The following is a 25,730-nucleotide window of genomic DNA, read 5'->3' on the forward strand; positions in this document are numbered from 1 at the left end:
CACCGGAGGGCCGCTGACGTCATGAAGTCTCACGACCTGGTCGACACGACCGAAATGTACCTACGCACCATCCTCGAGTTGGAGGAGGAGGGTGTGCCGCCGCTGCGCGCCCGGATCGCCGAGCGGCTGAAGCAGAGCGGGCCCACGGTGAGCCAGACCGTCGCCCGGATGGAGCGCGACGGCCTGCTCACGGTTGAGGGCGACCGGCACCTGATGCTCACCGCACAGGGCCGCGGCAGCGCCGTGTCCGTGATGCGCAAGCACCGCCTCGCCGAGCTGCTGCTGGTCAACGTCATCGGGATGCCCTACGAGGAGGCCCACGAAGAGGCCTGCCGCTGGGAGCACGTGATGAGCGACGCCGTGGAGAAGCGGGTGTACGACCTGCTCAACCGGCCGACCCGCTCGCCGTACGGCAACCCGATTCCCGGGCTGGAGGCGCTGGGCTCGCCGGAGGCGGAGACCGCCGAAGCCGGCGAGGGCGAGCGCAACCTGGCCTTCCCCGGCCTTTCCGGGCCGGTCGTGGTGCGCCGGATCTGCGAGAGCGTGCAGACCAACGGTGACGTGCTGCGCCAGCTGCACGCCGCCGGCGTCGACCCGGGTGCCACGGTGACCGTGGCCCAGGAGCGCGACGGGGTGTCGATCGACCGCTCCGGGGACCGGGTCCGGCTGCCCCGCGAGGTCGCCTCCCGGGTCTTCGTCGCGGCCAACTGACCGAGGCCGGCCCCGGCGTCACAGCGCCCGGGTGTTCACCTTCTTGGCCAGTGCGATCAGGTCGGCGGTCAGCTTCTCGGCCGCCGACCTCTCGGCGTCGCGGGCGCCGGTCCAGCTCAGCTCCGCCAGCCGCCCCTCGGTGGCCAGCCAGCCCACCTCGGCGACCGGCCCGCGCCCACCCGCCGCTGCCACGGTCCGCCGGTACGCCTGCTGACCCAGCCCGGTGACCTTCGCCGCCTTGTCGGGCACCACGTCCGCGCCGAAGGTGGCCTTGTCGATCTTGGTGTCGGTCACGGTCAACGTCAGCTCCGGCAGCGCCGCGCTCTCGGCCCGGAGCACGCAGGTGTGGGTGTCGCCGCGTTCGCTGGCGGCCGCCACGTCGAAGCGCACCTTCACCAACTGCTCGATCACGGTGAAGTCCAGCAGTCGGCAGGCGCCGCCCGAGGAGGCCGCCGCCACGTCCACCGCGATCGGCGCCGGCGGCGGCACCGCCACCGGCTCGGCGTCGGCGGCACAGCCGCTCACCAGCAGCCCCGCCAAACCGGCGACCACGATCCGCCCGCGCACGCTCCACCCTCTCGCCGACCGACGGCGGTAGGCGCCCGCCGGATGTCCGTCGGAAACCGTACGGGGTGTCCGGGTCCGGCGGAAGCCCTCGTTCGGCGGGTCCGCCGCGACCCGGCCCGCGCTCATCCGGCCGGCGGATCGTCCACGTACGGGCAGTGCCGGCAGCCGCGTCCACAACAGGTGCCGCGCCGGGCGAGAAACCCGGCGCTGAGCACGAACAACCCCGTCGCCGGGTCCAGATAGCCGGCCTCCCCGGTGGCCAGCGCGGCGGCGTGCGCGGCGAGGATCCGAGCCCGGTCGGGGTGATCGGGCGGTAGCCGGGACGGGTGCGGCTCGGTGAGCGGCCGATCCGCCAACGGTCGTCGCTCTCCGGTCACCGCAGCAGTCTAGGGACGCCCGACCCACTGGTCAGCGGTGCCGGGCCAGGGCGGCGGCCACCTCGTCCCGGCCGGCGCCAGCGGCCAGCAGCAGCCGCAGCAGCACTCGCGCCTTGTACGGGTCGAGCAACCCCCCGTTGAGCAGCCCGCGCCGTTGCAGGTCGGTCTCCGAGCCGACCGCCCCGTAGGTGTGTCGCAGCACCGACCCGGCCCCGGAGCGGGAGGTGAGCACGACCGGCATCCGGCCGGCGAGGTCCCCGAGCACCGGGGCCAGCGCGGCGGGCACGTGCCCGACTCCGAAGCCGGCCACCACCAGGCCCTGGTGGCTGCCGGCCAGGCCGTCCAGCAGCAGCCCGTCGTCGTCCATCGTCAGCACGTACAGGGCCACCCGGGTCGCGTCGAGCCGGGCCGGGTCGACCGGGGGCAGCGGCTCGTGCCGCGCCGGCCGGGTGAGCACCCGCACCTCCCCCTCGATCACCTGCCCGATCGGGCCGGCGTTGGGGGCGGCGAAGGTGGCGGTGCTGGTGCTGTGCGTCTTGCGCAGCCAGCGGGCGGCGTGCACCTCGTCGTTGACGGCGACCAGCACGCCCAGGCCACGGGCGACCGGCGCGGCGGCCACCCGCAGGGCCGCGAGCAGGTTCGCCGGCCCGTCCGCGCCGGCCAGAGTGGGGTTGCGCATCGCGCCGGTGAACACCAGCGGGGCGTCGTGCGGCCAGACCAGGTCGGCCAGGAACGCCGTCTCCTCCAGCGTGTCGGTGCCCTGGGTGACCACCACGCCGGTCGCGCCGCCGGCCACCGCCCGGGACGCGTCCGCGACCACGTCGAGCAGATGACGGCCGGTGAGGTTGGCGCTGGGCACCGCGTGGGTGTCCCGCACGTCCACGGGTACGCCCAGCTCGGCGAGGCCGGGCACGGCAGCGGTGAGATCCGCGCCGGTGAGTCGGGTGACCACACCTGGGCGGCCGGCGTCGACGCCGCCCATGGCGATCGTGCCGCCGAGGGTGATCAGGGCGATGGACACGGGTGGAGCCTCCGTTCCGCCGCCCCGGTGCCGGCGGCCCTGGGACCGTACCCGCCCTGGCGACAGGCCCGATGACCAGGCCGGCGGGGCGAAATGCGGTGTCGCACGGTGTCGCGGCCCCGATAGTGTCCCCGGGCTGCCGCCCGGCGGCACCCGTGACCGCACAGACAGGCAGTGACCGTGACCGAGCAGGCGATCCAAGCCCCGACGGTCGTGGCGGGGCGAGGCCCGTCGCTGTGGCACAGCCGGAACTTCCTGCTGCTCTGGGGCGGGCAGACGGTCAGCGAGTTGGGCACCAGGATCGCCAGCGTGGCGGTGCCGCTGCTCGCCGCCGACACCCTGAACGCCAGCGTGTTCCAGGTCTCCCTGCTGACCGTCCTGGCCTGGCTGCCGTACCTGCTCTTCTCGCTGCCGGCCGGTATCGTCGCCGACCGGATCGACCAGCGACGCCTGATGATCGCGTGCGACCTGGGTCGGGCCGCGCTCATGCTGTCGCTGCCGGTGGCCGCCCTGGTCGACCAGCTCACCCTGGCCTTCCTGTACGCGGTGGTCGGGCTCGGCGGAGTGCTCACCGTGCTGTTCACCGTGGCGTACAAGAGCATGCTGCCCCGGCTGGTGCCGGCGGACCTGCTGGTGGACGGCAACGCCAAGCTCACCATCAGCCAGGACGCCGCCGAACTCGTCGGCCCGACGGTCAGCGGCGCGCTGATCGGGCTGGTCGGCGCCGCCCGGACGTTCCTGGCGAACGGGTGCGCCTTCCTGGTCAGCGCGGTGACGCTCATCCTGATCCGGGAGGCGCCCGTACGCCGCGAGCCGGCCCCGCGGGTGCCGCTGCGGGTGGAGCTGACCGACGGGCTCGCCTTCATCCGGCGGCAACCGATCCTGGTGAGCATCCTGGCCTGCACCACCTGGTCGAACTTCTTCGTGATGGCTTCCGGTTCGATCGAGGTGACCTTCCTGGTCCGTGAGCTGCACGCCACCCCGGTGCAGGTGGGGCTGGTCTTCTCGGTCAGCGCCGTCGGCGGGCTGGTGGTGGGTGTGCTGGCCGCCCGGCTGTCGACCTGGCTCGGCTCGGCCCGGGTGATCTGGGTGGCGATGACCGCGCCGGGCCCGTTCTACCTGCTCATGCCACTGGCGCAGCCCGGGTGGGGAGTGCTGCTCTACGGGGTCGGGCTCGCCGCGTTCTCCGCCAACGCGGTGCTGTACAACGTCGCGGCGATGACGTACCGGCAACGGATCACGCCGCCGGCGATCCTCGGCCGGGTCAACGCGGCGTTCCTCTGGATCTGCTTCGGGGTGATCCCGCTCGGCGCGCTGGCCGGCGGCGTGCTCGGTACCGCGCTGGGACTGCGCGGGGCGCTCTGGGTGTGCGTGCTGGGCACCTGGGCGGCGTGCCTGTTCGTGGTCTGCTCCCCGCTGCGCCGGATGCGCGACATGCCGCCGGTGTCGGCGGAGCGGCCGACGATTCCGTCGTAGGGTCCGACGATGCTCGGCACGGCACCCGTCGAGGAACACGGAGGGAACACGATGCGGAAGATCGTTGTGCACATGAGCCTGTCGCTGGACGGGTTCTTCGAGGGCCCGGGCGGCGACCTCAGCTGGCACCAGGTCGACAACGAGCTGCACGAGCACTTCAACGAGGTCATCGCCCCGATGGGCGGGTTCCTCAACGGGCGGGTCAGCTACCAACTGATGGCCGCGTTCTGGCCGACCGCCGACCAGGACCCGACCGCCAGTGCCCCGATGCGCGAGTACGCCCAGATCTGGCGGGACATGCCGAAGATCGTCTACTCCCGGACGCTCGACCACGCCGACTGGAACGCCACCGTGGTGCGTGAGGTCGACGTCGAGCAGGTCCGGAAGCTCACCGCCGAACCCGGTGGCGACCTGGCGCTCGGCGGGGCCGACCTGGCCGCCACGTTCGCCCGGCACGACCTGATCGACGAATACCGGACCTACATCCACCCGGTGTTACTCGGCCGGGGCCGCCGCCTCTTCCCCGACAGCGACGCCCCGACCGGCCTGCGGCTGGTCGAGAGCAGGAAGTTCGGCAACGGGGTCGTCCTGATCCGCCACGAGCGGGCCCGCTGAGCGGCGCCGGGCGGCTCCCGCAGGATGACCGGTCCTGGCAGGGTGTGCTCATGACCACCTTCACCACGCCGGACGGCACCACGCTCGCCTACCGGGTCCTCGGCGGTGGCGCCCCGCTGGTCTGCCTGCCCGGCGGCCCGATGCGCGACTCGGCGTACCTCGGTGACCTCGGCGGTCTGGGCGCGTACCGGACGTTGGTCGTCCTCGACCATCGGGGCACCGGCCGGTCGGCCGAGCCGGCGGACGTCTCCAGCTACCGCTGTGACCGGCTGGTCGGTGATGTGGAGGCGCTGCGCCGGCACCTGGACCTCGACCGGCTGGACCTGCTCGGGCACTCCGCAGGCGCCAACGTGGCGTTGCAGTACGCCGCCCGGCACCCCGAGCGGGTGGGCCGGCTCGCGCTGGTGACCCCGAGCACCCGGGCGGTCGGGCTCGCGGCGACCGCTGCGCTCCGCGAGGAGGTCACCCGGGTCCGGGCCGGTGAGCCGTGGTACCCGGCGGCGGTCGCGGCACTGGACTCGATGGTGGCCGGTCGGGCCACCGACGACGCCTGGCAGGCGATCGCGCCGTTCTTCTACGGCCGGTGGGACGCCGCCGCCCGGGCACACCAGGCGGCCGAGCCCCACCAGCGCAACCAGGAGGCGGCCCGGGTCTTCGGCGCCGACGGCGCCTTCGATCCGCCCGCTACCCGCACCGCGCTCGCCGCACACCACGGCCCGGTGCTGCTGCTCGCCGGCGAGCTGGACCTCGGCGCGCCGCCGGGCCTGGTGGCCCAGCTCGGCGAGCTGATGCCGGGCGCCGACCTGGTCGTCCAGCCCGGCGCGGGACACTACCCGTGGCTCGACGACGCCGACCGGTTCACCGCGACGCTCGCGGCGTTCCTCGGCTGACCGTCGGCACCAGCCGCTTGAGTCTCCACCGGGAGGAGACAGCATGGTGAAGGGCATGAACGGCGAGACGCGTTACACGATCGGCGAACTGGCCCAACGGACCGGCCTGAGCGTCAAGACCATCCGCTACTACGCCGACCGGGGCATCGTGCCACCGACCGACCGCAGCCCGGCCGGCTACCGCCGCTACGGCCCGGACGCCGCCGCCCGGTTGGAGCTGGTCCGGACGCTGCGCGACCTCGGCGTGGACCTCGCCGCCATCCGACGGGTGGTGGACCACGAGGTTCCGCTGCACGAGGTGGCCGCGGCGCACGCCGAGGCGTTGGCGGTGCAGATCCGCGTGCTGCGGCTACGCCAGGCGGTGCTCACCGCGGCTGCCAAGCGCGGCGGCGGAGCCGAGGAGATGGAGCTGCTGCACACCCTGGCCCGGCTCTCCGGGCAGGAACGTCGACGGCTGGTCGCCGACTTCCTCGACGCGGTCTTCGACGGCCTGGCCACCACACCGGCGTACCCGGGGATCATGCGGTCGCTGACCCCGGAGCTGCCCGACGATCCCCGCACCGAGCAGGTGGAGGCGTGGGTGGAGTTGGCCGAGCTGGCCCAGGACCCGGACTTCCGGGCCAGCATGCGACGGCTGGTGCGGCAGTACGCCGCCGACCACGACGTCCCAGGGCTGCCCCGCCCGGACGCCGTCGCGGTGGTCCGGGACGGTGTGGCCCCCGCCCTGGCGGCCGGTCTCGATCCGACCGGACCCGAGGCCGATCCGGTGGTCGTGGCGGTCATCGGCCGGTACGCACACCTCACCAACCGGCCCGATGACGCCGACCTGCGCCAGCGGCTGCTGGACCGGCTGGACACGGCGAACGACCCCCGCCGGGACCGCTACCTCGACCTGCTCGCGGTGATCAACGGATGGTCGACCGGCGGTGGGGTGGCGCCGGCAGTGGACTGGTTCAGCCGGGCCCTGCGCGCCCGGATGCTGACCTGATCGCCTGCGGGCGAAGGGCGTCAGGCGAACCAGCTCATCGCCTGACCGTGACCTCGGGTCCAGGCCAGCGGCGCGCCGTCCAGCGCCAGGACGTTGTACAGCCCCTCCTCCGGCGACTCCGGCAGCCCTTCATAGGGCAGCACCTCCGGGTCCTCGTTGGCGATCCAGTGACCGGGCAGCCCACGGACCAGCCGGACGAACGCCTCCCGGCGCGGCACGGGCACCTGGTAGAGCACGGAGGTGTGGAAGACCACCAGCGTCGCTTCCGCCGGCGCCCGCGCGGCCAGCGCCGGCAGGTCGTCCACCAGGTCGCCACGGACCAGCAGCGGCGGTTCGGCCGCGGCGACCGCCGCCGCGGCCCGCAGCCGCGCCCGCCGGTGCGCGTGCTCCGGCCAGATCAGCGCGTCCAACCAGGACACGTCGTCGTGGTCGGTCACGTCGAGGGGGTTGAGGTCCAGGCCGGCCCGCCACACCACCTGGGGTACGGCTGCCGGCGGGACCAACCCGCTGGCCGCGCACTCCAGGACCGGCTCCCCGGAGCCGACCCGGTGCTCGCCGTAGCGGTAGGCGTACCGGTCGGGATAGAGGCAGAGCCCGGCGGACGCGCCGACCTCCAGCAGGGCGAGCGGCTGCGGCAGCGCGGCGAGCACCGGCAGCAGAACCGCACACCGGCCGGCCTCGTTCGTCTGGGTGGCCCGAGCCCGCATCTGCGCCTCGATGGCCAACCAGTTCGCCACCGCGTAGTCGTGGAACGCAGCCGGGTCCTCGACCGGGCCGCCGAGCCACCGGACAACGCCGAACAGCAGGTTCGGCTGTCGCTTGGCCAGCGGGAGCCCGTCGAGCAGGGCGAGCAGTTCGGCGTCCCGGGACACCGCCCGGGACAGCCGCTCGTACGCGGGCGAGACCCGCCGCACCTCGCGGTTGGCGAACCTGGCGTACGCCTCAGCGGTCGTCATGCCCTGATCGTCGCAGCCATCCCCCGGCAATACCGACCCCGCCTCCCCCGGGTCACGGGCGCGGCTTCCTGCGCCGGGATATCTCCTCCAGGTGCTGACGTTGGTGCTGCCGGACCATCTCGTCCCAGGCTTCCTGGTCGTAGTCCGGGTCTGGCGGGATCCACCTGTGCGAGTTGTCGCTGTAGTGGAACCGCTCGTCGCCCCGCCGGATCAGACTCACCGAATCCAGCCCAGGAAGCGCCGGTGCAGCAGCCCGGCGGGCACCCAGGTCAGGTCCTCGGCCGCCCAGACCAGGTAGGAGCCCATGTAGAGGCCCAGCGATACCGGAGCACCGTCGAACTCGGCGCGCAACTCCGTGCGCCTGGTCCGGCAGGGCCAGGGGCCGTCGCAGCCACCGCAGGTCCACACCGGAAGGACCGGGCCGTGCGTGGTCACGGCAGGCCGTCCAGAAAGCGCCGGGTGGCGACCCGTGCGTGCCAGCGGGCCGCCCATTCCGCCTGATAGCAGGGGTACGGAGACAGCCGTGCCCACCACCAGCGACAGCCAGCGCACAGGCCGTCGACGCCGGGTAGGTGCACGGAGAGGATTCGTCCGACCTGATCCTCGGTCACTCCTGCTCCTCCCCTGGCCAGTGGCCTCGCCGGATCGGGATGCGGTGCCGGGCTCGACAGGGCAGATCCGCGCCGCAGCGACAGACCCGGCGCCACCGCCGCCACGACCAGACCGGCCGATGCCGCCGCGCCAGAGTCATCGCCACCGCCAGCACGTAGTCGTCGTACGACACCCGATTGGGCATCCGGCCTCCCGGCAGTCCGTTCCGCCATCGCCGGGCGCAGCCGATTCATAGACACCACCCTACCTTTGGCTTGACAATCTGTAAGTGACAATAGTCAACCACGAGTCAAGCCTACTTTCAGCCGGTGAAGCGACCGCGCTTGTACGGGCCTGGCGAGTTGGCCGCCCTGTTCGGCGTGTCGCGACAGCGGGTATTGCAGATCACCCGCCGGCCCGGCTTTCCCGAGCCGGTCGCCCGCCTGATCGGGACGACGATCTGGGACGCCGACGAGGTGGACGAGTGGGCGCGGCACAACCGCCCACCACGGCCTACCGACGGCGACGAAGACCGCTGATCCACGCCTCGATGGCAGACCCGCGCCGGGCCGCAGTCAGGACGGCGGTAATCACCGCCGGGTGAGACTCACCGGTCGGTCAGCCACAGGGCGATGAACGCCGGCAAGCATGCACCACCCTGAGCGGTATACCTCAGAGTCATCAATATGCCTCCGAGGTATACCGGTCTCAGGGCACATGCCCTCGGCGAGGACCTGCGGGAGCCAGAGAACAACACTGCCCCGACCTCCCATCAGGAGGCCGGGGCAGTGCGGTGTTTCGCGTACGTCAGCTGCAGCCGCTGGTGGAGCCGCAGCCCTCGCAGACGTAGCAGCTACCGGCGGGGCGCATCTTCGTACCGCAGGTGAAGCAGAGCGGTGCGTCGGCGGCCTTGCCGATCACGGCCTCCAGCAACTCGGTGCTGGAACCCACGTTCGGGGCCGGCTTGGCGGCGGCCACCTCGGCGAGTTCCTGGGCCGGCTGAGCGACGGGCTCCGGCTTGGCCGGGGCCTCCACCGGCGCCGAGGACGCCATCGCGGTGAGCTCGGCACCAGTCACCGCGGCGCTCTCCGCCTCAGCCTCGGCCCGCAACTGGGCGGCCCGCTCGCTGGCCGTGAAGATGCCCAGCTCGGCGCGGCGCTCGTAGGGCAGGAAGTCCAGCGCCAGGCGACGGAAGATGTAGTCCATCACCGACGCCGCCATGCGCACGTCCGGGTCGTCGGTCATGCCAGCCGGCTCGAAGCGCATGTTGGTGAACTTGCTGACGAACGTCTCCAGCGGCACGCCGTACTGCAGACCGATGCTGATGGCCACCGAGAAGGCGTCCATCACACCGGCCAGGGTGGAGCCCTGCTTGGACATCTTGAGGAAGACCTCACCGAGGCCGTCGTCCGGGTAGGACGACGCGGTGAGGTAGCCCTCGGCACCGCCGACGGAGAAGGAGACCGTCTCGGACGGGCGCTTCTTCGGCAGACGCTTGCGCACCGGCCGGTACTCGACGACCTTCTCGACGACCGGCGCGGCCTTGGCGGCCTCGACGGCGGCCGGGGCGGTGGTCTTGTTCGGCTTGGCCACCGAGAGCGGCTGGCCGACCTTGCAGTTGTCCCGGTAAATCGCCAGCGCCTTGAGGCCGAGCTTCCAGCCCTCGAAGTAGATCTTCTCGACGTCCTCGACGGTGGCCTGCTCGGGCATGTTGACCGTCTTGGAGATGGCGCCGGAGATGAACGGCTGGACGGCCGCCATCATCCGCACGTGGCCCATCGGGGCGATCGACCGCTCACCCATCGCGCAGTCGAAGACCGGGTAGTGCTCCGGCTTGAGGCCGGGGGCGTCCACCACGTGGCCGTGGTCGGCGATGTGCTCGACGATCGCCTCGACCTGCTCCTCGGGGTAGCCGAGGCTGCGCAGGGCGCGCGGCACCGTCTGGTTGACGATCTGCATCGAGCCGCCGCCGACCAGCTTCTTGAACTTGACCAGCGCCAGGTCCGGCTCGACGCCGGTGGTGTCGCAGTCCATCATCAGGCCGATGGTGCCGGTCGGCGCGAGGACGCTGGCCTGCGAGTTGCGCCAGCCGTTCTTGTCACCGATCTTGTTGCCCTGGGTCCACTGCTTGGTCGCCTCGCGGACGATCGCGGTGGCCACCGTGCTGGTGGGCTTGATCTCGTCGTTGGCGGCGGCATGCTTGCGCATGACCCGCTTGTGCGGCTCGGCGTTGCGGGCGTAGCCGTCGTACGGGCCCACGATGCCGGCCAGCTCGGCCGAGCGGCGGTACGCGGTGCCGTTCATCAGCGAGGTGATCGCCGCAGCGACCGAGCGGCCCTGCTCCGAGTCGTACGGCAGGCCGGAGGCCATCAGCAGGGCGCCCAGGTTGGCGTAGCCGATGCCGAGCTGCCGGTAGGCGCGGGTGGTCTCACCGATCTTCTCGGTCGGGAAGTCGGCGAAGCAGATCGAGATGTCCATGGCGGTGATGACCATCTCGATCGACTTGACGAACTTCTCCACCTCGAAGCCACCGTCGGCGCGGAGGAACTTCATCAGGTTCAGCGAGGCCAGGTTGCACGAGGAGTTGTCCAGGTGCAGGTACTCCGAGCACGGGTTCGACGCGGTGATCCGGCCGGTCTCCGGGCAGGTGTGCCAGTCGTTGATGGTGTCGTCGTACTGCAGGCCGGGGTCGGCACACTCCCAGGCGGCCTGGGCGATGGTGCGGAACAGCTTCTTGGCGTCGACGGTGTCGATCACCGCGCCGTCCAGCCGGCCGCGCAGGTCGAAGCCGCCGCCGTTCTGCACCGCAGACATGAACTCGTCGGAGACCCGGACCGAGTTGTTGGCGTTCTGGTACTGCACGCTGACGATGTCGGCGCCGCCGAGGTCCATGTCGAACCCGGCGTCGCGCAGGGCGCGGATCTTGTTCTCCTCGCGCGCCTTGGTGACCACGAATTCTTCGATGTCCGGGTGGTCCACGTCGAGGATGACCATCTTGGCCGCCCGCCGGGTCGCACCGCCGGACTTGATGGTGCCGGCGGAGGCGTCCGCGCCGCGCATGAAGCTGACCGGGCCGGAGGCGGTGCCACCGGAGGAGAGCAGCTCCCGGGAGGAGCGGATCCGCGACAGGTTGACGCCGGAGCCGGAGCCGCCCTTGAAGATCAGCCCCTCTTCCTTGTACCAGTCAAGGATCGAGTCCATCGAGTCGTCGACGGCCAGGATGAAGCAGGCGCTGACCTGCTGCGGCGACGGCGTGCCGACGTTGAACCAGACCGGCGAGTTGAAGCTGAACACCTGGTGCAGCAGCATCCAGGTCAGCTCGTGCCCGAAGATCTCGGCGTCGGCCGGGCTGGCGAAGTAGCCGTACTCCTCACCCGCGGTGCGGTAGGTGCTGACCACCCGGTCGATCAACTGCTTGAGCGACCACTCCCGCTCCGGGGTGCCCACCGCGCCCCGGAAGTACTTCGTGGTCACGATGTTGGCCGCGTTGACGCTCCACGACTCCGGGAACTCCACCCCGCGCTGCTCGAAGTTGATCGAGCCGTCCCGCCAGTTCGTCATCACGACGTCGCGGCGCTCCCAGGCGATCTCGTCGTACGGGTGGACCCCCTCGGTCGTCCACACGCGCTCGATCTTCAGCCCGGCGCTCGCGCTGGCCTTGCTCCGTGACCTGCTTGTCGTCACACCATCCCCCGACATCTCATCCGCCCCCTCGTCCACGCGGTCACCCGCCGCGCGTCCACCTGTCAGCAACACAAACCTCAATTGGTACGGCCGGCGGTCCCCGCCGCCCCGGCCTCCACCGCGCCCTCTCGGGCGCGGGCGGCGGCCCGCAATGTCTCGATCTCCTGCTCGAAGTCGGCGAGCGAGTCGAAGGACCGGTAGACGCTGGCGAACCGCAGGTACGCCACCTCGTCCAGGTCCCGCAGAGGGCCCAGGATGGCCAGCCCCACGTCGTGGCTGGGGATCTCGGCCGCGCCCTTGGCCCGTACGGTCTCTTCGACCTTCTGGGCCAGCAGCGCGATCGAGTCCTCGTCGACCGGCCGACCCTGGCACGCCTTGCGCACCCCGCCGATGATCTTCGTACGGCTGAACGGCTCGGTCACCCCGCTGCGCTTGACGACAGCGAGGACCGCCTCCTCGACGGTGGTGAACCGCTTGCCGCACTCCGGGCAGGACCGTCGCCGTCGGATGAGCTGGCCGTCGTCGGCCTCCCGCGAGTCGACCACCCGGGAGTCAGCGTGCCGGCAGTACGGACACCGCATCGCCTACCTCCTAATCATGATCAACTCGGCCGCACCGGGCACCCCCGGACATGGCTCACCGCGACGGCGCCACCCTCAGATGGCCCCCGCCGTGAGCAACCCTACGGGAGTGCGGTCGGTAGTCGGACCCAACCTGTAGGCAACTTACGCCCGTGTCACTACTACATCTAGGGGTTGACCGTATGTCGCGGGCGAACCCGGGTCAAGTTGGCTGGCATGTCCGGCGCGTCACGGACCATCCGGTCATCAGCACCCCAACGCCCCGCCGGAAGACCCAACGTCGGGGCGCCGCGCGAGTTACCGGTCGGCAGGCCGAAGCGGCCCGGAAAACGGCCGACGATCGAACACCCGTGCTACCCGACGTACCATTTATCAGAACATCCGTACGACCGGAGCCGTTTTTCACCCCGACACGCCGGTGAGAGGTCGTACAGATGTTTGAAAATGACCGATGTCACCTATACGGTCAGGAACAACCGGGCGTGATGGATCTTCAGCACCCCCGGCGACGCACCACCCTCAGCACCGTCGTGGCACCACCGCACGCACCACGAGCCGACGAGGCACCCAGCGCCGACCAGGGAGGACGGACGTGACCGAGGACCGGGCCAGCCGGCCGAAGAGCCCGCAGCAGATCACCGAGGCGGGCCCACCGGCCACCCGACGCCGCAGCGCCGCGCGCAGCCGGACGGGCCAGCCCGCCGTGCGCCCGGTCACTCCGGTGGTCAGCACCTTCCCCGACCCGGCGACGGTCGACCTGACCGCCCGCCAGCGCCGCATCCTGGAGTTCATCCGCAACTGGGTGGAGCGGCACGGCTACCCGCCAAGCGTCCGGGAGATCGGCGAGGCGGTCGGCCTGGTGTCGCCGTCCAGCGTCGCCTACCAGCTCAAGGAGCTGGAGAAGAAGGGCTTCCTGCGCCGCGACCCCAACCGGCCGCGCGCGGTGGACGTCCGCGCCCCCAGCGAGGCCATCGACGACGAGCTGAGCCGGGCACAGCGGCCGACTCCGGCGTACGTGCCGATGCTGGGCCGGATCGCCGCCGGTGGGCCGATCCTCGCCGAGCAGGCGGTGGAGGACATCTTCCCCCTCCCCCGCGAGCTGGTGGGCGAGGGCGAGGTCTTCATGCTCCAGGTCAAGGGTGACTCGATGCTCGACGCGGCGATCTGCGACGGCGACTGGGTGGTCGTCCGGCAGCAGCCGACCGCCGACTCGGGCGAGATCGTCGCAGCCATGCTCGATGGCGAGGCGACGGTGAAGACCTACCGGCGGCGCGACGGGCACGTCTGGCTGATGCCGCAGAACCCGGCCTTCGACCCGATCCCCGGTGACGACGCCACCATCATGGGCCGGGTCGTGGCGGTGCTACGTCGGATCTGACCGGTCCGCGGGTGAGTGCCGACAGCGCTCACCCGCGCTGACCCGACGACGGTTCGACCGATCGGCCGTCGCACGCCACGGCCGTGATCCGAGGCGTCAGTAGCGGTCGCCCCGGTGGCCACGACCGCCACCGGGATACGGCCCGTACGGGTCACCGGGCACTTCCTCGTCACGCCGACGGCCGGGCCGCTGGCCCCGGTAGTCGGGCTCCTGACCACCACGCCGGGGCGGCTCCGCACGACCGCCGCCAGGCTGGCCGCCGCCGGGCTGGCCACCGCCGCCGTACACGCCACCGCCGGGACGACCGCCGCCGCCCGCAGGGGGACGACCGCCACCGCCACCCGCCGGCCGGCCACCGCCACCCGCAGGGGGACGACCGCCGCCGTAGACACCACCACCGGCTCCTCCGCCGCCGGGCCGGGCCGGGCCGTAGCCACCATCGGCAGCCGCCGGACGGCCACCGCCGTACACCGCGCCACCTGCCGGGGCCGGACCACCCGCCGGAGCCGGACCACCACGACCCCCGCCGTAGACCGCGCCGCCAGCCGGCGCGCCACCGCCGTAGACACCGCCTGAGCGGTCACCGGCCGCCGGGAAACCGTCGTCGGCACGGCCGCCGCGCCGGTCGACGGGAGCGCCGTCCGGATCAGAGCGGTCAGACGCGTCGGCGGTCGGCGGCCGGCGGCGGGCCCTAAGGATGCCGATGATGCCGGCACCGACCAGCAGCAGACCGACCAGCCCGACCGCGCCGACCAGGTAGGTGATGTCGTCGAAGCTCAGCCCGTCGATCCAGGACTTCGAGGCGGCCGGTTTGGCACCACCGGCGGCCGCCAGCGGCGCCGCCGTCGAGGTGGACGGCGTATAGCTGAGGATGTCGACCGTGTCGTCCTCGGTGAACTGCTGACCGTCGGAGACGGTGAGGAAGGTCTTGCCGTCCAGGGTGTAGGTGATGGCCTCACCGAACGGGTCGGCGAGCGGCGTGACCCGGGGCTTCCCGGTGGTGAGCGCACCGACGATGTCACCGCCGGTCACGTCGAACTCGAAGGCGTCCGCGTAGGTGCGCAGGACCACCCGCGCGCCGTCCGGCGACCGCGCCGCGCCCGTGATCGCGACCCGACCGAACGTGTTGAGCGGGTTCTCGGTCTCTGTCCGAGGCAGTGAGATGTCGCCGACCTTGCGCATCGGCACCGGGTCGGTGTCACCGTTCTTCAACGCCGCTGCCGGCGTGTAGATCTCGGCCTTGCCGCTGGTCACCTTCGTGATGATCAAAGGTTTGCCGTCGTCGCCGATGATCAGCGCCTCGGCGTCGTGCGGCTTGCCCTCGGGGTAGGAGAGCCGGTGCAACACCGGCTGCTTGGCGCCGGTGACCGGCATCGACCAGAGCGCGACCCGGGTACGGCGCTCCTTCGAGGTGGCGTTGTCGCCGATGTCGGCGATCCAGAGGGTCGCGCCGTCCTTGGAGAGGGCGAGGTCCTCGGTGTCGAACGGGCCCTGCCCCGAGTACCGGACCGGCTCCTTCGAGATCTTGCACTTACTGTCCAGGAAGAAGACCCGCTTGCGTGCCGCGTTGTCGGTGCCGTCGTTGATGACGATGTAGCCGCTCTTGGTGGCCACCAGCCCGGACAACTCCCGGAGCCGCTCGTCGACGATCGTGCAACGCTTCTTACCAGGCGTGACGGCAGGCTGCTCGGACGACCCGGGAGCGGGTGCCGCAGCGGCGACTCCGGCGAGCGCCACGGTTGCCCCAAGCAGGCCGAGGGCAACCGTGACCGAGGAAACAACGCGGCGCATTCGGCCAGTGTCGCATGCCACGCGTTTCTGTTGGATGACGCGTGGACGCTCAGGCCCGGGCGCCAGCCGCCTGACCCTGCCGCTCGACATCGAACGGCGCCAGCTCAGCGGCGAGCGCCGCACCGACCCGGACGTGCAGCAGCGTGCCCTCCGGCAGGTGTGACGTGCTGAGCACCTCGCCCGTGCGGTGCACCCGCGCCACCAGGTCACCCCGGTCGTACGGCAGCACAGCGCGGACCTCCACAGCCGGGCGCGGCAACCGCTCCTCGATCGCCTCGCGCAGCCCGTCAATGCCCCACCCGGAGTGCGCGGAGACGAAGATCGCGTCCGGCCAGAGCCGCTTGAGCCGCAGCAGCGTGTCCTCGTCGGCCGAGTCGGTCTTGTTGACCACCAGCAGCTCGGGAAGCCGATCCGCGCCCACCTCGGCGAGCACCTCGTGGACCGCCCGAACCTGCTCCTCCGGATCCGGGTGGGTGCCGTCGACGACGTGCACCACCAGATCCGACTCGGCGACCTCCTCCAGCGTCGAGCGGAACGCCTCGACGATCTGGTGCGGCAGGTGCCGGACGAAACCGACCGTGTCGGAGAGGGTGTAGAGCCGCCCGTCGGAGGCGGTGGCCTTACGGGTGGTCGGGTCCAGGGTGGCGAACAGCGCGTTCTCCACCAGCACGCCCGCGCCGGTCAGCCGGTTGAGCAGGCTGGACTTGCCGGCGTTGGTGTAGCCGGCGATGGCCACCGCGGGGACGGCGTTACGGGAACGCCGCGCACGCTTGGTCTGGCGTACCGTCTTCATGCCCTTGATCTCGCGGCGCAGCCGGGAGATGCGGGTACGGATCCGACGCCGGTCGGTCTCCAGCTTGGTCTCACCGGGACCACGCAGACCCACGCCGCCGCCGGCGCCACCGCCGCGACCGCTACCACCGGTCTGCCGGGAGAGCGTCTCGCCCCAACCGCGCAGTCGCGGCAGCAGGTACTCGAGCTGGGCCAGCTCGACCTGCGCCTTGCCTTCCTTGCTCTTGGCGTGCTGAGCGAAGATGTCGAGGATCAGTGCCGTCCGGTCGACCACCTTGACCTTGGTGCGCTGCTCCAGGTTGCGCAGCTGGGACGGGGACAGCTCGCCGTCACAGATCACCGTGTCGGCACCGCTGGACAGCACCACCGCGCCGAGATCCTCAACCTTGCCGCGGCCGATGTAGGTGGCCGGGTCGGGTCGGGTGCGGCGCTGGATCAGCCCTTCGAGCACCTGCGAACCAGCGGTCTCGGCCAGCGCGGCCAGCTCGGTCAGCGAATTCTCCGCGTCGGTCACCGTGCCCTCGGTCCAGACACCCACCAGGACGACCCGCTCCAGCCGCAGCTGCCGGTATTCCACCTCGGTGACGTCGGTGAGCTCGGTGGAGAGGCCCGGTACGCGTCGCAGCGACTGCCGCTCCGACAGCTCCATCTCGCCAGTGGTGACGTCGTCGAACTCGTCCTCGACGGGGACGAAGCTCTCCTGGTCTCGCAAGCGGGTCTCCTGTCCGTTTTGATAAGTAGAAAGTAATCCTGACATGACGCAACGCTGAGCGCACCTGCTATATGCCCACCCCAGGGGTCACCAAAAGTGGGGGCGAATGCCGGTCGACCTCGACAACCCGGTAGAAATGCGGGGCGGCGGCCGAGCGGCCGCCCAGCCGTGACGGAGGGACCCCGTGGCCATCACCCGACTGCCGAGCGCCGGATTTTCAATCACCATCCGGATCGCCGTAACCGCGGACGCCTCCTCGATCGGCCGGCTCACCACGTCGGTCGGCGAAGCCGGGGCGATCGTCACGGCGTTGGACGTGGTGGACTCGGACCCGACCCACGTGATCGTCGACCTGACCTGTGACACCGCCGACGCGAGCCACGCCGACCAGGTGGTCGACGCGCTGACCGCGCTGGACGGCGTCGACGTGCGCAAGGTTTCGGACCGGACGTTCCTGCTGCACCTCGGCGGCAAGATCGAGGTGACCTCGAAGGTCGCGCTGCGCAACCGTGACGAGCTGTCCCGGGCGTACACCCCGGGGGTTGCCCGGGTCTGCATGGCGATCGCCGAGAACCCGGCGGACGCCCGCCGGCTGACCATCAAGCGCAACACCGTCGCGGTGGTCAGCGACGGCTCCGCGGTGCTCGGCCTGGGCAACCTCGGGCCGGCCGCGTCGCTGCCGGTGATGGAGGGCAAGGCGGCGCTGTTCAAGCGCTTCGGCGGGGTGGACGCCTGGCCGGTGGTGCTGGACACCCAGGACACCGACGAGATCGTGGCCATCGTCAAGGCGATCGCGCCGGCGTACGGCGGGATCAACCTGGAGGACATCGCCGCGCCGCGCTGCTTCGAGATCGAGGCCCGGCTGCGTGAGCTGCTGGACATCCCGGTCTTCCACGACGACCAGCACGGCACCGCGATCTGCGTGCTGGCCGCGCTGACCAACGCGCTGCGGGTGGTGGGCAAGCAGCTCGCGGACGTCCGGGTGGTGGTCTCCGGGGCCGGCGCGGCCGGCACCGCGATCATGAAGCTGCTGCTGCGCCAGGGCGTCGGCGACATCATCGCGTACGACCGGGAGGGCGCCCTGCACCGCGGGCAGACCGGGCTCAACTCGGCCTGGCAGTGGCTGGCGGAGAACACCAACAAGGAGAACTACTCCGGCGATCTGCCGGGCGCGATCCAGGGTGCCGACGTGTTCATCGGGGTGAGCGCGCCGAACCTGCTGACCGGCGACGACATCGCCGGAATGGCCAAGGACTCGATCGTCTTCGCGCTCGCCAACCCGGACCCGGAGGTCGACCCGCGGGAGGCGCGCAAGTACGCCGCGGTGGTCGCCACCGGCCGCTCGGACCAGCCGAACCAGATCAACAACGTGCTCGCCTTCCCGGGTGTCTTCCGCGGCATGCTCGACGCGCACGCCGAGGAGTTCACCGAGGAGATGGCGATCGCGGCCGCCCGGGCCATCGCCGACGTGGTCGGCGAGGAAAAGATCAACCCGACGGTGATCGTGCCGAGCGTCTTCGACCCCCGGGTCGCCCCGGCGGTCGCCGCCGCCGTGCGCGCCGCCGCCCACAACCCCAGCCCGCTGCCGGCCGCCGACCCCGGCCCCGCCGACCTCCCCGAGATCGCCGCCAACGCCTCCGCCACCCCCTGACCCTTCCCTCTGTTGATCAAGAGGTTTGCGTCATTCAGCGCCTCGCTGGCGACGCAAACCTCTTGATCAACAGAGGGCAGGGTCAGGCGGCCCCGGGCAGCGCGGCGAGGTCGACCTCTCCGGTGGCCACCAGGACGGCAGGGCCGGAGAGCCAGCAGGAGTCGTCGGTCACGGTGACCGTGACGCGGCCACCGAGGACGTCCACCGCGACCACCCCGGCGTCCCGGCCGCCGTCGCGCAGGGCCACGGCGGCCACCGCGCAGGCGCCGGTGCCGCAGGAGAGGGTCTCCGCGCTGCCGCGCTCGTACACCCGCATCAGGGTGTGCTCGTCAGTGCCGTCGACCGGCTCGCCCGCCACGATGAACTCCACGTTCACCCCGGCCGGGAAGACCTCCGGGTCGTACCCGGGCGCGGTCTTGAGGTCCAGCGCGGACAGGTCCAGGGCAGCCGGCAGGACACAGACCAGGTGCGGGTTGCCGACGTCCACGGCGGTGCCGGGCAGGGTCAGCCCGCCCAAGGTGGCCGCCGAGCCGGCGTGCAGCCGGGGACGGCGCATCTCGACGGCGACGGTGTCCCCCTCGACCAGCGCGCGTACCAGGCCGGCGCGGGTGGCCACCGGCAGCGCCGCACCCGCAGGCGTGGCCAGCCCGGTGTCGATCAGGTAGCGGACGAAAACCCGCGCGCCGTTGCCGCACATCTCGGCGAACGAGCCGTCGGCGTTCCAGTAGTCCATGAACCACTCGGCCTCACCGGCCTGCCCGGCGCCGTCGGGATGCTTGGCCGCGCGGACCACCCGCAGCACCCCGTCCGCGCCGATGCCCCGCCGTCGGTCGCAGAGTGCAGCGACCAACTCCGGGGTCAGATCGAGCTGACCGTCCGGGTCGGGAAGGAGGACGAAGTCGTTGCCGGTGCCGTGGCCCTTGGTGAACTCCACGTCTCCATCATCGCGCAGCGGCGGGCACCAGGCGCAGGGCGGCCTCGATCAGGTCCGGCGTTGCCGAGTCCAGCCAGTGGATCCGCGGGTCGCGCCGGAACCAGGAACGCTGGCGGCGGACGAACCGCCGGGTCGCCCGGACCGTCTCCTCGTGCGCCTGCGCCTCGGTCAGCTCACCGGCGAACAGGCGCAGCACCTGCTGGTAGCCGAGCGCCCGGCTGGCCGTCCGCCCCTCGGGCAGCCCCCGCCCGACCAGCTCGCGGGTCTCGGCGACCAGGCCGTCGGCCCACATCCGGTCGACCCGCAGGGCGATCCGCTCATCCAGCACCCCGGTGTCCAGGTCGACCCCGAGCTGCACCGACGGGTAGTACGGCGTCGGCTCGGGCAGCGACGCGGCGAACGGCGCACCGGTGAGCTCGATCACCTCCAGTGCCCGGACGATCCGCCGGCCGTTGCCGGGCAGGATGCCCTCGGCGGCGGCCGGGTCGGCGGCGCGCAGCCGCGCGTACAGCGGTGCCGGGCCGACCTCGGCCAGCTCCCGTTCCAGGCGCTCGCGCAGCGCCGGGTCGGTGCCCGGGAAGTCGAAGTGCTCCAGCACGGCCCGCACGTACAGCCCTGAGCCGCCGACCAGCAGCGGCACCCGGCCCCGGGACAGGATGTCGTCCACGGCGGCACGGGCCAGTCGCTGGTACTCCGCGACGCTTGCCGGCTCGGTGACCTCCCAGACGTCCAGCAGGTGGTGCGGCACCCCGTCCCGCTCGGCGGGGGTCAGCTTGGCGGTGCCAATGTCCATGCCCCGGTAGAGCTGCATCGAGTCGGCGTTGACCACCTCCCCGTCCAGGGCGTGCGCCAACGCGATGCTCAGCGCCGACTTGCCCGCCGCGGTCGGGCCGACCACCGCGACGACCGTGCCGACCGGGCGGGTCCCGTCGCGGGTCACGCGGGCTCCCAGGACGCCACGAAGTAGGCGACACCGTAGGGGGCGGCGTCGTGCAGCAGCTCGCCCCGCCACCGGCGCCCCGCCGACCGGGCCGCACCGGCGAGCACTTGCCAGGGCGCCCGGCCGGCGGCCTTCAGCTCCGCGGACAGGCCGGGGTCGAGGTCGAGCAGGACGTCCAGGTCCGCCCCGGCCAGGGCCGTGGCGACCCGCTGGTCGTACGGGCGGGCGCGCGGATCGTCGTACCCGGGAGACTTCTCCCCCCGGCAGGCCGACCCGTCCCCGAGCACCAGCAGCGCCACCCGGGCGCCGACGGCGCTGATCTGGTCGGCGAGCGCGGCCAGCTCGGCGGGGCCGGCGTCGGCGGCCACCTGCACGGCGGTCACCGGCGGCCGCACACGGTGCCGGGCCAGCAGCCATGCGCCGATGGTCAGGCTCAGCGGCAGGACCGCGCCCCGGTCGGGCTGGCCGGGAGTCAGCGGCACGTCCAGGTCGACGCCCCAGGGCTGCAGGGAGCCGGTGGCCGGGGGCAGGATCGGGCCGGTGGCCGGGCCGGCGCCGAGGAGCACCACGGCGTCCGGGTCGGCGGTCAAAAGGCCGCGTACGGCGATGTCACAGGCCGCCCGCAGGTCGTCCAGTTCCGGTGCGGCGGCGGCCGCCACCTCGGGCACGAGCAGGGGCGGATGGGGGCAGACTGCGGCGGCGACCAGTGGCACTCGTTCACCGTAGCGGGAATGCTCGGTGCGTCTCCGCGCCGATCCGGTCATTCGGGCGCTAGGACACCGTATGGTCACGGTCGGCGATAGGCGCTCGACGCGGACGGGGTCGGACCTGTGACAATGCCGGAAGCAACTTGACTGCGCCGTGGCGGCGACGGGGGCCAGTTCCCTCGACGCCGGGAGAACGAGGATGGGCACATGAGCGACTGGACTGCCTTCGGACGGGTGGACGCGGACGGCACCGTGTACGTCAAGACCACCGAGGGCGAGCGGGTGGTCGGATCCTGGCAGGCGGGAGCACCGGAGGAAGGCCTGGCGCACTTCGCACGCCGCTTCGCCGACCTGGTGACCGAGGTGGACCTGACTGAGGCGCGGCTCAACTCGGGCGCGGCGGATGCCGGGCACTCGCTGAGCACGATCCGGCGGATCCGCGCCTCGCTGCCCGAAGCCCACGTGGTCGGCGACATCGACGCGCTGGCCGCGCGGCTGGACAAGCTGGCCACCCTCGCCGAGGAGAAGGCCGGCGAGGCGCGCGCTGCCCGGGACGCCGCTCGCGTCGAGGCCCTGGCCCGCAAGACCGCGCTGGTCGAAGAGGCCGAGAAGCTCGCCGCCGAGTCCACCGGCTGGAAGACCGCCGGGGACCGGCTCAAGGAGATCCTCGACGAGTGGAAGTCCATTCGCGGGGTCGACAAGAAGGCCGACGGTGAGCTGTGGAAGCGGTTCGCCGCCGCCCGGGACGGCTTCACCCGCCGCCGGGGCGCCCACTTCGCCTCCCTGGACGCGCAGCGCAAGCAGGCGCAGACGGCCAAGGAAGAGCTGGTCGCCGAAGCGGAGAAGCTCAGCGACTCCACGGAGTGGGCGGCCACCGCCAACCAGCTCAAGGAGCTGATGACCCAGTGGAAGGCCGCGCCGCGCGCCTCCAAGGAGGCCGAGCAGAAGCTCTGGGAACGGTTCCGGGCCGCACAGGACTCCTTCTTCAGCCGGCGCAGTGAGGTCTTCTCCGCCCGGGACAACGAGCAGCGCGGCAACCTGGAGCGCAAGCAGGCCCTGCTGGCCGAGGCCGAGGCACTGGACATCGACGGTGACCCGAAGGGCGCCCAGGCCAAGCTGCGGGAGATCCAGGCACAGTGGCACGAGGCCGGCCGGGTTCCCCGGGAGGCCGCCTCCGGGCTGGAGCGCCGGCTGCGCGTCATCGACGACAAGGTCCGCGAGGTGATGGACTCGGCGTGGCGCCGGACCACCAAGGAGGACAACCCGCTGCTCGCCCAGATGCGGGCGCAGGTGGCGGAGGCGGAGGACCGGCTGGCCCGGGCGCAGAGCGCCGGGGACGCCCGCCGGATCAAGGAGGCCGAGCAGGCCCTCGCCGCCAAGCGGCAGTTCCTCCAGCTCGCCGAGCAGGCCGGCTGAGCTGACGCGTTCCGGAAGCCCCGGCCCCGCTAGGGGACCGGGGCTTCCGCACGTCCGCGCCCAGCCCATGATCGTGCTCGATCCAGGAAGTAGTGGCATCAGGATCAGAGCGAGACCACTACAACCAGGATCGAGCACGATCATGCGGGGTACGCGCGCCGCGGGCAGGGTGGCGCGGGCGTGAGGCACGGGCAGCGCGGACGGCGAGCGGCACGGTGAGGCTCAACGGCACCAGCTGCTGAGCTGCCGGGCCGCCGGATCACGGCGTGAGCAGGGGTCCCTTGTTGTCGCCGGGCGACAACAAGGGACCCCTGCCGTCGGATCAGTGCGCGGCGCAGCCGCTGGTGGTCGCGGGCACGACCGCGGGGGCGCCGATCGTGGGCAGCCCCAGCAACACCCCGGGGGTACGCGGAGAGCGCCCCGCCTCGGCGGCGTCGCCGGCCCGGGTCCGCCGGTGCGACAGCGGCGCACCGTCGGCGTTGAGGTGATGCGGCGCGGCGTACGTGACGGTGGTGTGCACGATGTCCCCCGGCCGGATCTGGCCGGCCATCGACCCGCCGTCGGCCGTTCCCGTCGCGAAGTGCACCAGCCGACCGTCGCGGGCCCGGCCGGACATCCGCCCGGTCTGCTCGTCCTTGCGGCCTTCGCCGACCGCGACCAGCACCTCGACGGTCTCCCCCACCAGGCGCTTGTTCTCCGCCCAGGTGATCTCCTCGACGGTGGCGACCAGCCGCTCGTAGCGCTCCTGCACGACCTGCTTGGGCAGTTGGCCGTCCATGGTGGCGGCGGGGGTGCCGGGGCGCTTGGAGTACTGGAAGGTGAATGCCGAGGAGAACCGGGCCTCGCGGACCACGTCCAGGGTGCGCTGGAAGTCGGCCTCGGTCTCGCCAGGGAAGCCGACGATGATGTCGGTGGTGATCGCGGCGTCCGGCATGGCCGCCCGGACCTTCTCGATGATCCCCAGGTAGCGCTCGGACCGGTAGGACCGGCGCATCACCCGGAGCACGTCGTCGGAGCCGGACTGCAACGGCATGTGCAGCGAGTGGCAGACGTTCGGCGTCTCGGCCATCGCGGCGATCACGTCGTCGGTGAAGTCCTTCGGGTGCGGGCTGGTGAACCGGACCCGCTCCAGCCCGTCGATGTCGCCGCACGCGCGCAGCAGCTTGCCGAACGCGTACCGGTCACCGAACTCGACGCCGTAGGAGTTGACGTTCTGCCCGAGCAGAGTCACCTCCAGTACGCCCTCGTCGACCAGGGCGCGCACCTCGGAGAGGATGTCGCCGGGGCGGCGGTCCTTCTCCTTGCCGCGCAGCGCCGGCACGATGCAGAACGTGCAGGTGTTGTTGCAGCCCACCGAGATCGACACCCAGCCGGCGTACGTCGACTCGCGCCGGGTGGGCAGCGTGGACGGGAAGACGTCCAGCGACTCCAGGATCTCCACCTCGGCGGCGGCGTTGTGCCGGGCCCGCTCCAGCAGCACCGGCAGCGCACCGATATTGTGGGTGCCGAAGACCACATCCACCCAGGGAGCCTTGCGGACGATCTCGCCACGGTCCTTCTGGGCCAGGCAGCCGCCGACCGCGATCTGCATCCCGGGGTGCTTGTCCTTCACGGGGCGCAGACGACCGAGGTTGCCGTAGAGCCGATTGTCGGCGTTCTCCCGGACCGCGCAGGTGTTGAAAACGACGATGTCGGGGGTGTCGTCGGCCGGCACCGCACGCACGTAGCCAGCCTGTTCAAGCAGGCCGGAGATGCGCTCGGAATCGTGCACGTTCATCTGGCAGCCGTACGTCACGACGTTGTAGGTCCTAGCCACCCTCTTGGTGCCCCTTCCCCTCGGGCTACCAGGGTAGCGGCCCGGTCGGCAGGCCCAGCCGACCGGCATTGACCCGGTGGCCCATGGCGGGGGCTCACGACGGGCAGTACGCTGCACAACAAGAATATGTCTGGGCGATTTCGGGGGCTTTGCACTCGGTGCCGCCGATGCGCGGCTCCGTACTCGGGGGACCACATGACGACCCGCGGGAGGCAACCGTGACGCGACAACATGCGGCACAGCACTCCGTCGCCACTCCGGATGGCCGCCGCCTCGCGGTGGAGACCTCCGGCTCGCCGGACGGGCCCGCGGTCTTCCTGCTGCACGGCACACCGGGCAGCCGCAGCGGCCCCCGCCCTCGCGGCATCGTCCTCTACCGCCTCGGCATCCAACTCGTCTGCTACGACCGGCCCGGTTACGGCGACTCCAGCCGGCACGAGGGTCGACGGGTGGCCGACGCGGCGGCCGACGTGGCGGCGATCGCCGACGACCTCGGCATCGAGCGGTTCGCGGTGGTGGGCCGCTCCGGCGGCGGGCCGCACGCCCTGGCCTGCGCCGCGCTGCTGCCGGACCGGGTCACCCGGGCCGCCGTGCTGGTGGGGCTCGCCCCGGCCGGCGCACCCGACCTGGACTGGTACGCCGGCATGTCCGAGACCAACGTCGAGGACTACGGGCAGGCCGATGAGGACCTGGCCGAACTCACGCTCAACCTGAAGGTCCGCGCGGAACAAACCCGGCGGGACCCGATGACGCTGCTGGAATTCCTCCGCCCTCAGTTGCCCGAGGCGGACATCCGGGTGGTCGACGACGTCGCGATCCGCCGGCTGCTGACCGACATGTACGCCGAAGCGCTGCGGCACGGCCCCGAGGGTTGGATCGACGACGTCCTGGCGATGCGGCGGGGCTGGGGGTTCGACCTCGGCGCGATCCGCGCGCCGGTGCGGCTGTGGCACGGCGAGCAGGACCGCTTCTCCCCGGTCGAGCACTCCTGGTGGCTTGCCTCGCGGATCCCGCACGCCGAGGTCCAGGTGCAGGCCGGCGCCGCGCACTTCGGCGCGGTGGAGATCCTGCCGCAGACCCTGGCCTGGCTGACCACACCGGAACTCGCGGCCAGCCCGCAGCTCTGAGCCCGAGCC

General features: G+C 71.9%; 26 protein-coding genes. 10 read left to right on the forward strand and 16 right to left on the reverse strand.

The window, feature by feature from the left end; all coding sequences use genetic code 11:
- The first annotated feature begins 21 nt into the window (after positions 1–21).
- Positions 22–711, forward strand: a complete 690-nt coding sequence (locus OG990_RS21555) for a metal-dependent transcriptional regulator (RefSeq protein ID WP_406076968.1) — start codon at positions 22–24, stop codon at positions 709–711.
- Between the two features lie 18 nt (positions 712–729).
- Here OG990_RS21555 and OG990_RS21560 read toward each other — a convergent pair whose 3' ends face one another.
- The 3 genes from OG990_RS21560 to OG990_RS21570 all read right to left on the reverse strand — a co-directional run bounded on the left by OG990_RS21560 (position 730) and on the right by OG990_RS21570 (position 2,676).
- The gene (locus tag OG990_RS21560; protein WP_355608354.1) at positions 730–1,278 is read right to left on the reverse strand and encodes a hypothetical protein; all 549 of its coding nucleotides are present in this window, start codon (positions 1,276–1,278) and stop codon (positions 730–732) included.
- A 122-nt stretch (positions 1,279–1,400) separates the two neighbouring features.
- Positions 1,401–1,655: a DUF5522 domain-containing protein gene (locus tag OG990_RS21565; RefSeq protein ID WP_386989488.1), complete on the reverse strand. Its 255-nt coding sequence runs from the start codon at positions 1,653–1,655 to the stop codon at positions 1,401–1,403.
- Between the two features lie 31 nt (positions 1,656–1,686).
- Positions 1,687–2,676: an asparaginase gene (locus OG990_RS21570; RefSeq protein WP_406076969.1), complete on the reverse strand. Its 990-nt coding sequence runs from the start codon at positions 2,674–2,676 to the stop codon at positions 1,687–1,689.
- 180 nt (positions 2,677–2,856) lie between these two features.
- Here OG990_RS21570 and OG990_RS21575 point away from each other — a divergent pair, with 180 nt between their 5' ends.
- The 4 genes from OG990_RS21575 to OG990_RS21590 are packed head-to-tail and all read left to right on the forward strand — an operon-like array spanning position 2,857 to position 6,645.
- Positions 2,857–4,152 carry an MFS transporter gene (locus tag OG990_RS21575; RefSeq protein ID WP_406076970.1) on the forward strand — a complete coding sequence of 432 codons (1,296 nt, stop codon included), beginning with the start codon at positions 2,857–2,859 and terminating at the stop codon, positions 4,150–4,152.
- A gap of 51 nt (positions 4,153–4,203) precedes the next feature.
- On the forward strand, positions 4,204–4,767 hold the full coding sequence (locus OG990_RS21580; RefSeq protein WP_386989496.1) for a dihydrofolate reductase family protein: 564 nt from the start codon (positions 4,204–4,206) through the stop codon (positions 4,765–4,767).
- Between the two features lie 50 nt (positions 4,768–4,817).
- Positions 4,818–5,657 carry an alpha/beta fold hydrolase gene (locus tag OG990_RS21585; RefSeq protein ID WP_406076971.1) on the forward strand — a complete coding sequence of 280 codons (840 nt, stop codon included), beginning with the start codon at positions 4,818–4,820 and terminating at the stop codon, positions 5,655–5,657.
- 43 nt (positions 5,658–5,700) lie between these two features.
- Positions 5,701–6,645, forward strand: a complete 945-nt coding sequence (locus tag OG990_RS21590; RefSeq protein ID WP_406076972.1) for a MerR family transcriptional regulator — start codon at positions 5,701–5,703, stop codon at positions 6,643–6,645.
- Positions 6,646–6,665: 20 nt separating this feature from the next.
- On the opposite strand, the gene OG990_RS21595 is transcribed toward OG990_RS21590, so the two are convergent.
- The 5 genes from OG990_RS21595 to OG990_RS21615 are packed head-to-tail and all read right to left on the reverse strand — an operon-like array spanning position 6,666 to position 8,397.
- Positions 6,666–7,601 (reverse strand): DUF2332 family protein, encoded by a 936-nt coding sequence (locus OG990_RS21595; protein WP_406076973.1) that lies wholly within the window; start codon positions 7,599–7,601, stop codon positions 6,666–6,668.
- 52 nt (positions 7,602–7,653) lie between these two features.
- On the reverse strand, positions 7,654–7,821 hold the full coding sequence (locus tag OG990_RS21600; RefSeq protein ID WP_328424835.1) for a hypothetical protein: 168 nt from the start codon (positions 7,819–7,821) through the stop codon (positions 7,654–7,656).
- On the reverse strand, positions 7,818–8,036 hold the full coding sequence (locus OG990_RS21605; RefSeq protein ID WP_406076974.1) for a hypothetical protein: 219 nt from the start codon (positions 8,034–8,036) through the stop codon (positions 7,818–7,820). Before OG990_RS21605 ends, OG990_RS21600 begins: the two co-directional genes overlap by 4 nt.
- A complete protein-coding gene (locus OG990_RS21610) occupies positions 8,033–8,212 on the reverse strand; it encodes a hypothetical protein (protein WP_386989508.1) in 180 nt (59 codons plus the stop codon). The genes OG990_RS21605 and OG990_RS21610 overlap by 4 nt, the downstream gene beginning before the upstream one ends.
- A complete protein-coding gene (locus OG990_RS21615; protein WP_406076975.1) occupies positions 8,209–8,397 on the reverse strand; it encodes a hypothetical protein in 189 nt (62 codons plus the stop codon). Before OG990_RS21615 ends, OG990_RS21610 begins: the two co-directional genes overlap by 4 nt.
- Before the next feature lie 124 nt (positions 8,398–8,521).
- Between OG990_RS21615 and OG990_RS21620 the strand changes: the two genes are divergently transcribed.
- Entirely contained in the window at positions 8,522–8,731 is a 210-nt protein-coding gene (locus OG990_RS21620; protein ID WP_406076976.1) for a helix-turn-helix transcriptional regulator, read from the forward strand.
- A 268-nt stretch (positions 8,732–8,999) separates the two neighbouring features.
- Here OG990_RS21620 and OG990_RS21625 read toward each other — a convergent pair whose 3' ends face one another.
- A complete protein-coding gene (locus OG990_RS21625; RefSeq protein WP_406076977.1) occupies positions 9,000–11,891 on the reverse strand; it encodes a vitamin B12-dependent ribonucleotide reductase in 2,892 nt (963 codons plus the stop codon).
- Positions 11,892–11,953: 62 nt separating this feature from the next.
- The gene (gene nrdR, locus OG990_RS21630; protein WP_328424809.1) at positions 11,954–12,457 is read right to left on the reverse strand and encodes a transcriptional regulator NrdR; all 504 of its coding nucleotides are present in this window, start codon (positions 12,455–12,457) and stop codon (positions 11,954–11,956) included.
- Between the two features lie 592 nt (positions 12,458–13,049).
- Between nrdR and lexA the strand changes: the two genes are divergently transcribed.
- Positions 13,050–13,835 (forward strand): transcriptional repressor LexA, encoded by a 786-nt coding sequence (lexA, locus tag OG990_RS21635; RefSeq protein WP_074318043.1) that lies wholly within the window; start codon positions 13,050–13,052, stop codon positions 13,833–13,835.
- Between the two features lie 96 nt (positions 13,836–13,931).
- Here the strand turns inward: lexA and OG990_RS21640 are convergent, their stop codons facing one another.
- The gene (locus OG990_RS21640) at positions 13,932–15,626 is read right to left on the reverse strand and encodes a hypothetical protein (RefSeq protein ID WP_406076978.1); all 1,695 of its coding nucleotides are present in this window, start codon (positions 15,624–15,626) and stop codon (positions 13,932–13,934) included.
- Positions 15,627–15,675: 49 nt separating this feature from the next.
- Entirely contained in the window at positions 15,676–17,130 is a 1,455-nt protein-coding gene (hflX, locus tag OG990_RS21645; protein WP_328424803.1) for a GTPase HflX, read from the reverse strand.
- A gap of 184 nt (positions 17,131–17,314) precedes the next feature.
- Between hflX and OG990_RS21650 the strand changes: the two genes are divergently transcribed.
- The gene (locus OG990_RS21650; protein ID WP_328424801.1) at positions 17,315–18,781 is read left to right on the forward strand and encodes an NAD-dependent malic enzyme; all 1,467 of its coding nucleotides are present in this window, start codon (positions 17,315–17,317) and stop codon (positions 18,779–18,781) included.
- A gap of 82 nt (positions 18,782–18,863) precedes the next feature.
- On the opposite strand, the gene dapF is transcribed toward OG990_RS21650, so the two are convergent.
- Genes dapF through OG990_RS21665 form a run of 3 tightly spaced genes read right to left on the reverse strand, consistent with a single transcriptional unit; the run spans position 18,864 to position 21,419 of the window.
- A complete protein-coding gene (gene dapF, locus OG990_RS21655; RefSeq protein WP_328424799.1) occupies positions 18,864–19,715 on the reverse strand; it encodes a diaminopimelate epimerase in 852 nt (283 codons plus the stop codon).
- 7 nt (positions 19,716–19,722) lie between these two features.
- Entirely contained in the window at positions 19,723–20,655 is a 933-nt protein-coding gene (gene miaA, locus OG990_RS21660) for a tRNA (adenosine(37)-N6)-dimethylallyltransferase MiaA (RefSeq protein WP_406076979.1), read from the reverse strand.
- Positions 20,652–21,419 carry a hypothetical protein gene (locus OG990_RS21665; RefSeq protein ID WP_355608308.1) on the reverse strand — a complete coding sequence of 256 codons (768 nt, stop codon included), beginning with the start codon at positions 21,417–21,419 and terminating at the stop codon, positions 20,652–20,654. The genes miaA and OG990_RS21665 overlap by 4 nt, the downstream gene beginning before the upstream one ends.
- 150 nt (positions 21,420–21,569) lie before the next feature.
- Between OG990_RS21665 and OG990_RS21670 the strand changes: the two genes are divergently transcribed.
- On the forward strand, positions 21,570–22,778 hold the full coding sequence (locus OG990_RS21670; protein WP_355608305.1) for a DUF349 domain-containing protein: 1,209 nt from the start codon (positions 21,570–21,572) through the stop codon (positions 22,776–22,778).
- Between the two features lie 322 nt (positions 22,779–23,100).
- Here OG990_RS21670 and miaB read toward each other — a convergent pair whose 3' ends face one another.
- The gene (gene miaB, locus OG990_RS21675; protein ID WP_406076980.1) at positions 23,101–24,594 is read right to left on the reverse strand and encodes a tRNA (N6-isopentenyl adenosine(37)-C2)-methylthiotransferase MiaB; all 1,494 of its coding nucleotides are present in this window, start codon (positions 24,592–24,594) and stop codon (positions 23,101–23,103) included.
- A 218-nt stretch (positions 24,595–24,812) separates the two neighbouring features.
- Between miaB and OG990_RS21680 the strand changes: the two genes are divergently transcribed.
- On the forward strand, positions 24,813–25,721 hold the full coding sequence (locus OG990_RS21680; RefSeq protein ID WP_355608302.1) for an alpha/beta hydrolase: 909 nt from the start codon (positions 24,813–24,815) through the stop codon (positions 25,719–25,721).
- The last annotated feature ends 9 nt before the right edge of the window (positions 25,722–25,730 follow it).

Source organism: Micromonospora sp. NBC_00858 (assembly GCF_045207365.1).
GTDB lineage: Bacteria > Actinomycetota > Actinomycetes > Mycobacteriales > Micromonosporaceae > Micromonospora.

Excerpts from the sequence above, each read along its gene's own strand:
- OG990_RS21615 (WP_406076975.1), bottom strand. The coding sequence starts at position 8,397 with ATGCCCAATCGGGTGTCGTACGACGACTACGTGCTGGCGGTGGCGATG.
- nrdR (WP_328424809.1), bottom strand. The coding sequence starts at position 12,457 with ATGCGGTGTCCGTACTGCCGGCACGCTGACTCCCGGGTGGTCGACTCG.
- OG990_RS21625 (WP_406076977.1), bottom strand. The coding sequence starts at position 11,891 with ATGTCGGGGGATGGTGTGACGACAAGCAGGTCACGGAGCAAGGCCAGC.
- OG990_RS21580 (WP_386989496.1), top strand. The coding sequence starts at position 4,204 with ATGCGGAAGATCGTTGTGCACATGAGCCTGTCGCTGGACGGGTTCTTC.
- OG990_RS21665 (WP_355608308.1), bottom strand. The coding sequence starts at position 21,419 with ATGACCGGATCGGCGCGGAGACGCACCGAGCATTCCCGCTACGGTGAA.
- OG990_RS21555 (WP_406076968.1), top strand. The coding sequence starts at position 22 with ATGAAGTCTCACGACCTGGTCGACACGACCGAAATGTACCTACGCACC.
- OG990_RS21590 (WP_406076972.1), top strand. The coding sequence starts at position 5,701 with ATGGTGAAGGGCATGAACGGCGAGACGCGTTACACGATCGGCGAACTG.
- OG990_RS21670 (WP_355608305.1), top strand. The coding sequence starts at position 21,570 with ATGAGCGACTGGACTGCCTTCGGACGGGTGGACGCGGACGGCACCGTG.
- OG990_RS21640 (WP_406076978.1), bottom strand. The coding sequence starts at position 15,626 with ATGCGCCGCGTTGTTTCCTCGGTCACGGTTGCCCTCGGCCTGCTTGGG.
- OG990_RS21595 (WP_406076973.1), bottom strand. The coding sequence starts at position 7,601 with ATGACGACCGCTGAGGCGTACGCCAGGTTCGCCAACCGCGAGGTGCGG.
- OG990_RS21585 (WP_406076971.1), top strand. The coding sequence starts at position 4,818 with ATGACCACCTTCACCACGCCGGACGGCACCACGCTCGCCTACCGGGTC.